The organism is Acidovorax delafieldii (genome assembly GCF_007993815.1).
Classification (GTDB): Bacteria; Pseudomonadota; Gammaproteobacteria; order Burkholderiales; family Burkholderiaceae_C; genus Acidovorax; species Acidovorax delafieldii.
The window spans coordinates 519,976-532,699 of the sequence record NZ_VJWE01000011.1; the positions used below are offsets into that span (position 1 = coordinate 519,976).

Consider the following 12,724-nt stretch of genomic DNA (forward strand, 5'->3'; position numbering starts at 1 on the left):
ATGCCACTGGATTTCCTCACGCTGATGACGGTCATGGCGGCCAACCTGTTCATGATCTCGGCCGCGCTGCCGCTGATCATGGGCCGGGACGTGAGCCGCGCGGCACGCCATGTGCAGGCCAGCATGCTGCTGCAGGCCGTGGCCTGGGCGGCCATCATTGCCTCATCCACCCTGTGGGACCAGGCCCTCTCCACCCTGTCGATTGCCTGCAACGCGGCCGCGCAGTGGACGCTGTACCGGGCGCTGGAGGAGTGGCTGGGCCCCCGCCCCTTGCGCCGCGTGCTGCTGGTGTTGGTGATTGCCGCCCCGCTGGGCTACACCCTGGGTTTTGGGCACTACGCCTGGCGCGTGGGCTGGGCCAACTTTTTGATGGCCACTATTTTGTGCATCGTTGCGCGCGCCACCCTGGCGCCCGTGGTGGAGGCCAACCTGCGCTGGCGCAGCCTGCTGATGGGCTGCCTGCTGACGTCGGCCGCTTTCACGCTGGCGCGGGGCATGCTGGGCGCCTTCACCGACCAGTATCCGAGCTTTCGCACGCCCCATCCCGTCAACCTGGCAGCTGCTGTGGCCACCAATGTGAGCCTGGTGCTGGGCACCGTCGCCCTGCTGGTGGCGTGGCGGTCGGAGGCCGAACACAAGCTGCGCACGCTGGCGATGACCGATGGCCTCACCGGCGTGCTCAACCGGCGAGGCTTCACCACCCAAGGCAGCAGCCTGCTGGCACACGCCGCACGCCACCAGTTGCCCATGACGGCAATGATGCTGGACCTGGACCACTTCAAGCAGGTCAACGACACCCACGGCCACGAGGCCGGAGACCGCGCCCTGCAACTGTTTGCCCGCCTGCTGGGTGACACCTGCCGCAGCGGCGACCTGGTCGGGCGCCTGGGTGGCGAGGAGTTTGGCGTGCTGCTGTTGCACAACAGCGCACCCGCTGGGCTGGCCCTGGACCGGCGACTGCGCAGGCGTCTGCATGCCGCCAGCGTGGCAGAGCTGGGCTTTGCGCTGGACTACAGCGCCGGGATGGCCGTGCTGCAGCCGGGCGAAGCTGGCTTGGCCGAACTGATGGCCCGTGCCGACGGTGCCCTCTATGCAGCCAAGACGGCGGGCCGGGGGCGGCTGGTCGCGGCGGACTGAGGCAAGCAGTCCTGTTTTGATAGCATCAGGCGCAATACCCACTAGCGCCTGCGGCAGATTCTGGCAAAAATTCGCCCCAAAGCACCACGGACGCACTCGTCGCACACAATCCCTCCATGACCGCACTTTTTGAAGCCCTGCACCTGCGCAAACGTTATGGCGAGACCACGGTGGTGGACGACGTGTCCTTCGCCATTGCTCCCGGCGAATGCCTGGGGGTCATCGGCCCCAACGGCGCGGGCAAGACCACCACCATCCGCATATGCCTGGGCCTGGCGTCGCCAGACGGGGGCGAAGTGCACTTCACGCCCCAGCCCGGCACGGCCCCGCTGCTGATGCCCCGCGATGCACTGGCCATCAAGGCGCAGCTGGGTGTGGTCACGCAGTTCGACACCCTCGACCCGGACTTCACCTGCGCCGAAAACCTGCGCGTGTTCGGCCGCTACTTCGGCCTGAAGGGCCCGGTAATGGACGAGCGTGTGCCCCAGTTGCTGGAGTTTGCCGCCCTCACCCACAAGGCCGACGCCAAGCCGGGCGAGCTGTCGGGCGGCATGAAGCGGCGCCTGTCGCTAGCGCGCGCCCTGGTCAACAACCCGCGCCTGCTGCTGCTGGACGAGCCCACCACCGGCCTGGACCCGCAAGCCCGCCACCTGATGTGGGAGCGCCTGCAACTGCTGCTGCAGCAAGGCAAGTCGATCCTGCTGACCACCCACTTCATGGACGAGGCCGAGCGCCTGTGCTCGCGCCTGCTGGTGCTGGACCACGGCCGCAAGATTGCGGAAGGCCGCCCGCGCGAGCTAATCGCCCAGCACCTGGAGCCGGATGTGGTGGAGGTGTTCGGCGTGGGGGCCGTCCAGATGGCCGAAGACGCCGCGCTCCGCACCCTGGCCACCCGCGTGGAAATCAGCGGCGAGACCGTGTTTTTCTACACCCAGAACGCCCAGCCACTGCTGCAGGCCTTGGCCGCACACGGCCACCTGCGCACGCTGCACCGGCCGGCCAATCTGGAAGACCTGTTCCTCAAGCTCACGGGGCGGCAGATCCGGGAGTGAGGCCGGCGGGAGGGCCCGCCATCCGGCCCTGCCACCAGTTTTCAAGGTCTTGTGGCGCGCAAGGCTGGGAGAAGAGGTAACCCTGCAGTTCGTCGCAGCCCAGCCGGGCTAGCCACTGGGCTTGGTGGTCGGTTTCCACGCCCTCGGCCACCGTGCGCAGGCCCAGCTTTTGCGCCAGGGCCACGATGGCGTCCACCAGCATTTCGCCCCGGTCGTTGCTCCCCAGGTCGTTGACGAAAGAGCGGTCGATTTTGAGCTTGCGCACCGGAAACCGCTTGAGCTGGCTGAGTGACGAATAGCCGGTGCCGAAGTCGTCGATGGCCAGCTGCACGCCCAGAGCGGTGAGGCGCTGCATGGTCTGCAGGGCCTCCTCCACGGGCTCCATGATCGAACTTTCAGTGATCTCCAATTGCAGCAACCGGGGTGGGCATCCGGTGCTTTGCAAGGCGCGGGCCACCACCTGGTCCAGCTCGGGCTCCTGGAACTGACGGGCCGAGAGGTTCACCGCCACCGGGATCTCCCCCCACCCAGCATCCAACCACCGCCGTGCCTGCGCGCAGGCCTCGTTCAGCACCCATTCGCCCAGTGGCACGATCAGCCCCGTTTCTTCCGCAATGCCGATGAACTGCAGCGGAGACACCAGCCCACGCTCCGGGTCCGCCCACCGCACCAGCGCCTCCACCGACGACACCCGACCCGTCCGCGCATCCATGATGGGCTGATAGTGCAGGCGCAGCCCGTCGTGCTCGATGGCATGGCGCAGGCCCGCCTCCACCCGCAGGCGCTCCGTCAACACCTCCGTCATGTGCGGGCTGAAGAAAGCCAGCCGGTTCCCACCCAGGTCCTTGGCGTCGTACATGGCCACGTCTGCATTGCGCAACAACAGGTCGCCAGAGTCCCCATCCTGTGGAAAGACCGCAATGCCCAGGCTGGTGCCCAGCAACCAGCTGGATGTGCCGGTCTCCACAGGCAGGGTCAGCGCCCGCACAATGCGCCGCGCCATGGGCTCCACCACGGCCGGGTCCGGCAGGTCAGGCAGCACCACCACAAACTCATCCCCTCCCGGGCGGGCCACTACGTCGCCAGGGCGTACACAACCCTGCAACCGGACCGCCACCTCCTTGAGCAAGGCATCGCCCCGGGCATGTCCCAGGCTGTCATTCACCCCTTTGAACCGGTCCAGGTCCATGGCCAGAACGGCCACGCAGTGGCCCTGCTCCCGCGCCCGGTCCAACGCCGCATCCAGCCGCTCCGTGAGGCTGTAGCGGTTGGCCAAGTCGGTCAGGGGGTCTCGCCGCGCCTGGCGCTCCAGCGTCTCCGTGTGCAGCGCGATGGACTGCTGCTGGCGCAGCAGGGACTCCGCCATCCGGTCCAGTGCCCGGGCCACCTGCCCCAGCTCTCCCGGTGGATAGGGTGTACCAATGGGTTCGGCGTAGTTGCCAGCATCCATGCGGCCAATGGCACGTATGGCGCGCATGGCATGGCGGCGCACCGCAAATTCCACCAACAGAAAAGCAGCAACGAACACGATAACCGCCAGCGCCAGCACCCCCAGCAGTGCGCGCCGGAACTGGCGCTCCACCGGGCCACGCAGGTCGTCCTCGGGCACGGCCAGGGCCAGACGCAGATCCGAGCCCTGTGCGCGCGGCAACTGGGCGCGCACCCAGACGCGACGCACGCCATCGGCCCCCTCCATCACGGCATGCCCTTCGACTGCTTGCAACATGAAAGTGCGTTCGGCGTCCCCCAGGGTCAGCGGCGCCACCTCCGGCCGCCGGAAGTCCATGACCACCGAACCGTCGGCATTCCATACCTGCAGATGCATGCGCTCATAGCGCTGTGCATGCACCGTGGCCTGCCCGTAGTCCTGCATGTCGAGCGAGGCCAGAAGGATGAAGCGCAACGCGCCTCCCGCATCGCGCACCGGGTAGGCCACCTGCAGCACCCCTTTGCCCGTCAGGCGGCCTATGACCGCTTCCAGCACCGGCCCGGAGGCCGTCAGCGCACGCTGAAAGTAACTGCGGTCCCGGAGGTCCAGGGTACGGCCACTGCGCAGCGAATCACAGAACAGGGAGCCATCGGGCTGGATGGTGAGGATGCCGGTGTACTGAGGATGTTCCTTGAGGACATCTGCCAGGAAATCAGAGCAGGCGGCCTTGTCGCCCGCCGCCAGCAGGGGTACGCGCCCAAGGCCAAACAGGAGTTGCCCGGTACCAGCGATCTTGTCGTCCAGGTCGCTGGCAATGATGCCTGCCCTGGCCACCAGTCGGTCGCGCGCCTGTCCGGTGGTGGCCACCCGGAACTCCAAAAGCAGCCACACCAGGGCCGGCACAGGCAACAAAGAGGCTGCCAGCACCAGCCACAGGATCCGCGCACTCAGGCTCACAGGGGTTCTCCTTCACAGAAGCGCCGTCGTCGCACCGGCCCGCCGCAACTGCGGCCGCAGGCTATCAGGCCACGCGGGGCCTGACCTTGCTCGCCGCCAGCTTGGCGTTCGCGCGCGCCGTGTCCACATTCTCAGCCCGCGCCAGCGCCACGCCCATGCGGCGCTTCACAAAACTCTCGGGCTTGCCGAACAGGCGCAGATCGGTGCCCGGCACACGCAGGGCTTCTTCCACACCATCGAACACGATGCCTTGGGCTTCCACGCCGCCGTAGATGACGGCACTGGCGCCGGGGTTGCGCAGGCTGGTGTCCACGGGCAGGCCCAGGATGGCGCGGGCGTGCAGCTCAAACTCGCTCTGGTGCTGGGTGCACAGCGTGACCAGGCCCGTGTCGTGCGGGCGGGGGCTGACTTCGCTGAACCAGACCTCCTGGCCCTTGACGAACAGCTCCACGCCAAACAATCCCTGGCCGCCCAGGTTGTCGGTGACCGCCTTGGCGATCTGGCGCGACTTTTCGAGTGCGGCCGGGTGCATGGGGTGGGGCTGCCAGCTTTCCACATAGTCGCCACTCACCTGCACATGGCCGATGGGGTCGCAGAAGCTGGTGGTGATTTGGCCGTCGGTGCCCACCGACCGCACAGTGAGCTGGGTGATCTCGTAGTCAAAGTCGATGAAGCCCTCGACGATCACACGGCCGTGGCTCACCCGGCCACCGGCCATGGCGTAGTCCCAGGCCTTCTTCACGTCGTCTGGGCCGTCGATCTTGCTCTGGCCCTTGCCCGAGCTGCTCATCACCGGCTTGACGATGCAGGGGTAGCCGATACCTGCGTCAATCGCAGCCTGCAGTTCTTCCAGCGAATTGCAGAACTTGTACGGGCTGGTGGGCAGGCCCAGCGTCTCGGCGGCCAGCACGCGGATGCCTTCACGGTCCATGGTCAGGCGCGCAGCGCGGGCCGTGGGGATCACGCGCACGGTGCCCGCGGCTTCCAGCTCTTCGAGCATGGGGGTGGCGATGGCTTCGATCTCGGGCACCACCAGGTGGGGCCGTTCGGCTTCGATCAGCGCCTTGAGCTGGGCCGGGTCGCTCATGGTGATGGTGCGCGCGTGGTGGGCCACCTGCTGGCCGGGGGCGTTGTCGTAGCGGTCCACGGCAATGGTTTCCACCCCCAGGCGCTGCAGCGCGATCAGCACCTCCTTGCCCAGCTCGCCCGAGCCCAGCAGCATGACTTTGGTGGCATGGGGGGACAGAGGGGTTCCGAGGGTGGTCATGGTGGGGGCTTTCGAGAGGGTTGAAAAGTCGGGAAATGGCTGGACGCAGGCGACTTTAATGCACCCGGGCGCAGAACTTGCAATCGCCCTGACATGCCCCCACCGCCCATGCCCTCCCCTTCCAGCACGGCCCGCTCGCACAGCCCCACCGACTGGCACGCCCAGGAGCTGCTGCTGATGCGTGAGGTGATGCGCCTCATCGGCCGCAGCCTGGCGCCCGGCCTGGTGCTGCGCGAGATGCTGCACCTGATGAGCGAACTGCTGGGCCTGAACCGGGGGCGCATCGTGCTGGTGGACGACGCTCCCTCCTCCCCGGCCGGCGCGCCGCGCACCGCCTCCATCCAGCATGCCTACGGCCTCACCCAGGCCGAGGTGCAGCGCGGGCGGTACGCCTGGGGCGAGGGCATCACAGGCCGCGTGCTGGCCACCGGGCAGCCCGCCATCGTGCAGGACATTGATGCCGAACCGTTGTTTCTGGCACGCGCGGTAGAGCGCAACCAGCTGCCGCCCGAGACGGTGGCCTTCATCGCCCTGCCCATCGAGGTCAACAACGCGCCCATCGGCGTGCTGGCCTGCCACCGCATCCGCAGCCGCCAGCGCCACCTGAACGACGACCTGGCGGTGCTGCGCGTGCTGGCCACGCTGGTCGGGCAGCTGCTGCAGCTCGAAGCCCTGGTGGCCGAGCAGACGCGGCAGCTGGAGGCGCGCAATGCCGTGCTGGCCAACGCCCTCAACACCAAAAGCGCGCGCTACGGGCTCATTGGCAGCTCGCCGCCGCTGCTGCAGGCCTTGAGCGAGCTGGAGCGTGTGTCGCAAACCCAGGCCACCGTGCTGCTGCTGGGCCAGTCGGGCACGGGCAAGGAGCTGTTCGCACGCGCCGTGCACCTGGCCAGCGGGCGGCGCGACCGGCCCTTCATCAAGGTCAACTGCTCGGCCATTCCGGACGCGCTGTTCGAATCCGAACTGTTTGGCTACGAGAAAGGCGCGTTCACCGGCGCCAGCACAGCCCGCGCGGGCTGGTTTGAGCAGGCCGACAGCGGCACCATCTTTCTGGACGAGATTGGCGAGCTGCCGTTGGCCCTGCAATCGAAGCTGCTGCGCACGCTGCAGGAGGGCACACTGGTGCGCCTGGGCGGGCAGCGCGAGGTCAAGGTCAACGTGCGCCTGGTGGCGGCCACCCACCGCGACCTGGCGGCCGATGTGGAGGCCGGGCGCTTTCGGCAGGACTTGTATTACCGCCTGCATGTGATTCCGATCCATCTGCCCTCGCTGGCCGAGCGGCGCGAGGACATCCGCGCGCTGGCGCTGCACTTTGTGAGCCGCGCCAACCAGGCGCACCAGCGCAACGTGAACCTCTCGCCCGACGCGCTGGCGCGGCTGGAAGAACACCCCTGGCCCGGCAACATCCGCGAGCTGGGCAATGTGATCGAACGCCTGGTGCTGCTGACCAATGACACGCTGGTGGCGCGGGCGGAGCTGGACCGGTTTCTGCCGGCTGCGTCCGTGCCTTTGCCTTCGCCTCCCGCACCACGGCCTCCTGCAGCCACCACGGCAGCAGAACGCCCGGCCATTGCCCCGGCGCCGCTGGTGCGTGACTACGCACCGGCCCAATCGCACAGCGTGTTGGTGCTGCAGACAGCACTGGCCGAGCACCACGGCAACCAGTCGCGTGCAGCGCAGAGCCTGGGGCTGACGCTGCGGCAGTTCAGCTACCGGCTGCGCAAGGCGGGTCTGAAGTGACGACGGACACTGTGTCGACAATTTGTAGACACAGTGTCTGGCGCGGTCTGCTCCACCTTGGCTACCGACACATGGCCACACCCCATTCACTATCAAATCAATAGCTGCCAGCGCATATTTCACTTGCGCTTCCAGCCATTTCTATTCAAATTTCCATATCTCCACCCGCTCTGGCACACCTGTTGCGATAAGGAAGGCAGGCATCCCGCCCACCACCGCACCGAAAGGTTTTCCATGAGCACCGTGACCGCCACCGCCTCCGACGCCGTCCTCATCTCGCCCACCCAGTTGCAGGCCCTGCAAGCCGCAGAGCCTGTGGTGCTGATCGACACCCGCGACGCCGACACCTACGCCCTGGGGCACATCCCCGGCGCGGTGAACCTGCGCGAAACCTTCACGTACCTGGCCACCTCCACGCCCCAAGGCCTGCAGGAGCTGAAAGACACCTTTGCCGCGCACCTGGGCGCCATCGGCCTGTCGGGCGCCGAGACGGCCGTGTTCTATGAAGATGCGCTCAACAGCGGCTACGGCCAGTCGTGCCGGGGCTACTACCTGCTGACCTGGCTGGGCTACCCCAAGGTCAAGGTATTGAATGGCGGCTACTCGGCCTGGAAGGCGGCAGAGCTGCCCGTCTCCACCGAGGCGGTGGTGCCCACGCCCGCCATCTTCCCCACCCAGCTGGCCACCACCGATGTGATGCTGACCAAGGAGGATGTGATCGAGGCCCTGGGCACCGACACCGTGCTGCTGGACGTGCGCGATGTGGACGAGTGGATTGGCGACAGCTCCAGCCCCTATGGCAAGGACTTTGCGCCGCGCAAAGGCCGCCTGCCGGGCGCCAAGTGGCTGGAGTGGTACCGCTTCATGAAGCCCTCGCCCCAGGGTCCGGTGTTCAAGTCGCCCGACGAAGTGCGCGCCGAATGCGCCACGGCGGGCATCAGCCCGGCGGACACGGTGTACCTGTATTGCTTCAAGGGCGCACGCGCGTCCAACACCTTCCTGGCGCTCAAGCAGGCGGGCTTTGCCGATGTGCGCATGTACTTCGGCTCGTGGAACGAATGGTCGCGCGACGACAAGTTGCCGATCGAAAGCGGGCTGCCGCTGGTCAAGTTCCCCAAAAAGCCTGCGCTGGCGCTGGCGGCCTGAGCCCCGTGCGTTGTTGCAGCGGGCATGGCCCGCGGCGAACCCTGTCCTTCTTTTTTGCATTCCCTTCTCTTTCTCCAAGGAACACCATGTCCACCGATCTGCTGGAACCCTCTGCCCCTGTCACCACCGTGCACACACACCTGCGCCCCATCGACCGCGACGGGCTGATGGCCTTTGCCGACAAGGGCCGTAACAATCCTGCCAGCCGGGGCACCAACAAGGTCCACACGGTGATGGAGGGGCAGTACCGCTCGCTGAGCTATGTGGGCAACCATGCGCCGGTGGTGGTGGACGAGCCCCTGCACCTGTTCGGGCAGGACACGGCGCCTGCGCCCGGCGAGATCGTGCTGTCGGGCCTGGGCGGCTGCCTGGCCGTGGGCATCACGGCCGTGGCCACCTGGAAGCAGGTCAAGCTCAGCAAGATCGAGGTGTTCATGGAAGGCGACATCGGCAACCCCGCCGCCTGGGGTGCGGGTGGCGCATTGCAGAAGACGCCGCCGGAGATGGGCTTTCAGGCGATCCGCGTGAAGGTGCTGGTGGAAGGCGATGCACCGCGCGAGGTGCTGGACGAGATCGTGCAGCACGCCAACTTCTACTCGCCCGTGGCCAACAGCATGCGCAACCCCATCCCCTTCGAGATCAGCCTCGCGGACTAAACAGCCCCGCAACCGAGCCCGCCCTGCGCACCCAAGGAGCCCCATGAACCCCGCCGACCTCCCCCCCCCAACTCCACCTGGACGGCGCCCTGCGGGGCGATGCGCTGCTGGCCGCCGTGCGTCAGATCGCGCAGGGCCCGCTGGCCGCGCAGGTGGAGGCAATTGACCGCACCGGCTACTACCCCTGCGCGGAGCTGCAGCAGCTGGCCGCCGTGGGCGCGATGAGCGCGCACCTGGACAGCACGGCCGGCCCGGCCGACTACGGCCTGGCCATCCGCGCCATGGCCGAGGCCTCGCGCGTGTGCGGCGCCACGGGCTTCATGATGTGGTGCCAGGCGGTGTGCGGGCTGTACCTGCAGCAGTCGGGCAACCCCGCGCTGATGGGCGATGTGTTGCAGCGCCACGCCAGCGGCGCAGGCATGGGCGGCACGGCGCTGTCCAACCCCATGAAGAGCTACGCGCAGATCGAAAGCCTGCTGCTCAAGGCCACGCCAGTGGAGGGGGGCTACCTCATCAACGGCACCCTGCCCTGGGTGAGCAACCTGGGGCCCGACCACTACTGCGGCGCGATTGCGGCGGTGGTGGAGGCCGACGGCACGGCCAGCCAGCGCGAGGTAATGTTCCTGCTGCGCTGCGACGCACCGGGCGTGGAGATGCGCGAATGCCCCAGCTTCTCCGCCATGGAGGGCACGGGCACCTATGCGCTGCGGCTCAAGGACCATTTCATCGGCACGGCCGACATCATGGCCGACCCCACCCGCCCCTTTATTGCCCGCATCCGCGCTGCGTTCGTGATGCTGCAATGTGGCATGGCGGTGGGCATCACCCAGGGCGCCATCGACTCGATGTGGGCGGTGGAGGCCCAACTGGGCCACGTCAACCAGTTCCTGGAAGACCGGCCCGACGCCCTGCAGGCCGAACTGGATGCACTGACCGCACGCGTAATGCAACTGGCCCAGACGCCGTTCGACACAAGCACCGACTTCTTCATCGATGTGCTGGACGCCCGTGCCCATGGCGCGGAGCTGTGCCTGCGCGCCGCCCAGTCGGCCCTGATGCACCAGGGTGCGCGCGGCTACCTGATGAGCTCGGACGTGCAGCGGCGCGTGCGCGAGTCGCACTTTGTGGCCATCGTCACGCCCGCCATCAAGCACCTGCGCAAGGAGATCGCCCGGCTCAGCACCGAGGAGATGCCTGCATGACGCGCGCCCTCCCCACCGCCACCACGCCATCGGTTACCTCCGAGTTCGTGTTGAGCGCGGCATCGCAGGCGCTGTGCGATGCGTTTGCCGACGCGGCCGCCCAGGCGCCCTGGCAAAGCTACATCTGCAACGCCTGCGGCTACGTCTACCACGAGGCCGACGGCGACCCCGATGGCGGCCTGCCGCCGGGCACGCGGCTGGCGGACATACCCGACGACTGGGCCTGCCCGCTGTGCGGCGTGACCAAGGCCGATTTTTCTCCGTACGAAGCCCCCACGCTGGAGGCGCTGCGGGCGCAGGCCAGCGCAGCGCCAGCCGCCTCCCTCCGCGTGCGTGGCGAGCCGGGAGTGGTCATCGTCGGCGCGGGCCGTGCAGGCTGGCAACTGGCCGAAACCCTGCGCCAACACAGCGCCACGCTGCCCATCACCCTGGTGACGGCCTGTGCGGGCGACCGGTACGACAAGCCTTTGCTGTCGGTGGCCATGGCGCGCCAGCTGGACCCGCTGGCCCTGGTGTCCGAAACCGGTCGCGATGCGGCGCACCGCCTGGGCGTCACCCTGCTGGCCCACACCCATGCCGTGCGCATCTGCGCCGACACCCGCCAATTGCGCACCACGCGGGGCGTGCTACGCTACGGCCACCTGGTGCTGGCCCACGGTGCGCAGGCCGCCTTGCCTCAGGGCTTGCCCGCCAGCCTGTGCTGGCGCATCAACCACCTGGACGCCTACCAGCGCCTGCGCCAGCACCTGGGCGACCAGCCCAAGGACGTGCTCATCATCGGCGCGGGCCTGGTCGGCAGTGAGCTGGCCAACGACCTGGCACTGGGCGGCCACCACATCACGCTGCTGGACACGGCCACCGAACCACTGGCGCGCTGGCACGACCAGCAGGCGGGCCCGCAGCTGCTGGACGCCTGGAAAGACCTGTCCATCCGCTTTGAAGGCGGTCTGCAGGTGGAGCAGGTGGAACGCGTGGGCTCGCGCTACCGCGTCTCCACCACCAGCGGGCGGCGTTTTGCGGCGGACGAAGTGGTGGTGGCTGCAGGCCTGCTGCCCCCCCACCGCCTGGCGCAGAGTGCAGGGCTTGACTGGACCCATGGCATTGCGGTGGACGCAGGCACGCTGCAAACCAGCGTATCCCGCATCCATGCACTGGGCGATTGCATCAGCATCGACGGGCAGTGCAGCCGCTACATCGAACCGATTGCCCGGCAGGCGCGCACGCTGGCGGCCGCCATCCTGGGCCAACCGGTGACCCCCTATGAGCACCGGGCGGCCGTGGTGCGGGTCAAGACCACCACCCAGCCGCTGACCCTGCATTGAGGCAGCCTCGGGCCCGGGCGGCAATCTTGCCCGGGCCGGCACCGGCAAAAAATTTTTGGCATCCACTGCATCCAAACGGCGTTTTCGTGGGTAGTACCTACAGCAGCGCAACTTGCTGCTGTCCTATCAACCCATAGACCAGAGAGAAACGCCATGACCGTTCACACGTCCCCCATCTCCCGCCTGCTGCCCCTGACGGGTGCCATTGCCGCCGCCGTGCTGCTGAGCGCCTGCGGTTCGATGATGTCGTCGCCTTCCAAATCCATGTATTCGCAGGACAGCCTGCCCGACAGCATCAAGGTACCGACTGGCAACAAGGTGGCAATGGAAACCGTGGGCGTGGGCGAGATCACCTACGAATGCCGCGACAAGGCCAACATGCCCGGCCAGACCGAATGGGTGTTCGTGGGCCCCAAGGCCGTGCTGAATGACCGCAGCGGCAAACAAGTGGGCACCTACTACGGCCCACCGGCCACCTGGGAGTCGAGCGATGGGTCCAAGCTGACGGCTACCCAGCTGGCCGTGGCACCCTCGGGTACGGGCAACCTGCCCTACCAGCTCGTCAAGGCCAACCCCGCCATGGGTTCGGGCGCCATGACCGGCGTGACGTTCATCCAGCGCGTGGCCCTCAAGGGCGGCGTGGCACCCGCTGCTGCCTGTACCACCGCCAACAAGGGCGAGCGCCAGATCGTGAAGTACCAGGCCGACTACATCTTCTGGAAGGCCGCGTAAACCACGCACACGCAATCCCCTGCCCAGCGGGGGCTACCGCCAGGCGGTGGCGGGTTTGCGGCTACGATGCGCCCACCCTTTAGC

10 protein-coding genes are annotated in these 12,724 nt (G+C 67.6%); 8 read left to right on the plus strand and 2 right to left on the minus strand.

Annotation, left to right across the window (positions count from 1 at the left end; genetic code table 11):
• Complete coding sequence (locus tag ATF69_RS05105) at positions 1 to 1,137, plus strand: GGDEF domain-containing protein (protein WP_146870091.1); 1,137 nt, start codon at positions 1 to 3, stop codon at positions 1,135 to 1,137.
• A 116-nt stretch (positions 1,138 to 1,253) separates the two neighbouring features.
• Positions 1,254 to 2,189 (plus strand): ATP-binding cassette domain-containing protein, encoded by a 936-nt coding sequence (locus ATF69_RS05110; RefSeq protein ID WP_146870092.1) that lies wholly within the window; start codon positions 1,254 to 1,256, stop codon positions 2,187 to 2,189.
• Here ATF69_RS05110 and ATF69_RS05115 read toward each other — a convergent pair.
• Entirely contained in the window at positions 2,164 to 4,575 is a 2,412-nt protein-coding gene (locus tag ATF69_RS05115) for a putative bifunctional diguanylate cyclase/phosphodiesterase (protein ID WP_146870093.1), read from the minus strand. The two genes, ATF69_RS05110 and ATF69_RS05115, sit on opposite strands and share 26 nt — an antisense overlap.
• Before the next feature lie 64 nt (positions 4,576 to 4,639).
• Positions 4,640 to 5,842: a formate-dependent phosphoribosylglycinamide formyltransferase gene (purT, locus tag ATF69_RS05120; protein ID WP_146870094.1), complete on the minus strand. Its 1,203-nt coding sequence runs from the start codon at positions 5,840 to 5,842 to the stop codon at positions 4,640 to 4,642.
• 108 nt (positions 5,843 to 5,950) lie between these two features.
• Here purT and ATF69_RS05125 point away from each other — a divergent pair, with 108 nt between their 5' ends.
• From ATF69_RS05125 to ATF69_RS05150, 6 genes are all read left to right on the plus strand, one after another.
• Positions 5,951 to 7,582: a sigma-54 interaction domain-containing protein gene (locus tag ATF69_RS05125; RefSeq protein WP_244303657.1), complete on the plus strand. Its 1,632-nt coding sequence runs from the start codon at positions 5,951 to 5,953 to the stop codon at positions 7,580 to 7,582.
• A 234-nt stretch (positions 7,583 to 7,816) separates the two neighbouring features.
• On the plus strand, positions 7,817 to 8,728 hold the full coding sequence (locus ATF69_RS05130) for a sulfurtransferase (RefSeq protein WP_146870096.1): 912 nt from the start codon (positions 7,817 to 7,819) through the stop codon (positions 8,726 to 8,728).
• 86 nt (positions 8,729 to 8,814) lie between these two features.
• Complete coding sequence (locus tag ATF69_RS05135) at positions 8,815 to 9,384, plus strand: OsmC family protein (protein WP_008905298.1); 570 nt, start codon at positions 8,815 to 8,817, stop codon at positions 9,382 to 9,384.
• Positions 9,385 to 9,500: 116 nt separating this feature from the next.
• Positions 9,501 to 10,586, plus strand: a complete 1,086-nt coding sequence (locus tag ATF69_RS05140; RefSeq protein WP_244303658.1) for an acyl-CoA dehydrogenase family protein — start codon at positions 9,501 to 9,503, stop codon at positions 10,584 to 10,586.
• Positions 10,583 to 11,908, plus strand: coding sequence for an FAD-dependent oxidoreductase (locus ATF69_RS05145; RefSeq protein ID WP_146870098.1), 1,326 nt, complete (start codon positions 10,583 to 10,585; stop codon positions 11,906 to 11,908). Before ATF69_RS05140 ends, ATF69_RS05145 begins: the two co-directional genes overlap by 4 nt.
• Before the next feature lie 153 nt (positions 11,909 to 12,061).
• A complete protein-coding gene (locus ATF69_RS05150; RefSeq protein ID WP_108498300.1) occupies positions 12,062 to 12,640 on the plus strand; it encodes a DUF3455 domain-containing protein in 579 nt (192 codons plus the stop codon).
• The last annotated feature ends 84 nt before the right edge of the window (positions 12,641 to 12,724 follow it).

Coding starts and splice junctions, on each gene's coding strand:
- ATF69_RS05105 (WP_146870091.1), top strand. CDS start 1: ATGCCACTGGATTTCCTCACGCTGATGACGGTCATGGCGGCCAACCTG.
- ATF69_RS05110 (WP_146870092.1), top strand. CDS start 1,254: ATGACCGCACTTTTTGAAGCCCTGCACCTGCGCAAACGTTATGGCGAG.
- purT (WP_146870094.1), bottom strand. CDS start 5,842: ATGACCACCCTCGGAACCCCTCTGTCCCCCCATGCCACCAAAGTCATG.
- ATF69_RS05125 (WP_244303657.1), top strand. CDS start 5,951: ATGCCCTCCCCTTCCAGCACGGCCCGCTCGCACAGCCCCACCGACTGG.
- ATF69_RS05130 (WP_146870096.1), top strand. CDS start 7,817: ATGAGCACCGTGACCGCCACCGCCTCCGACGCCGTCCTCATCTCGCCC.
- ATF69_RS05135 (WP_008905298.1), top strand. CDS start 8,815: ATGTCCACCGATCTGCTGGAACCCTCTGCCCCTGTCACCACCGTGCAC.
- ATF69_RS05145 (WP_146870098.1), top strand. CDS start 10,583: ATGACGCGCGCCCTCCCCACCGCCACCACGCCATCGGTTACCTCCGAG.
- ATF69_RS05150 (WP_108498300.1), top strand. CDS start 12,062: ATGACCGTTCACACGTCCCCCATCTCCCGCCTGCTGCCCCTGACGGGT.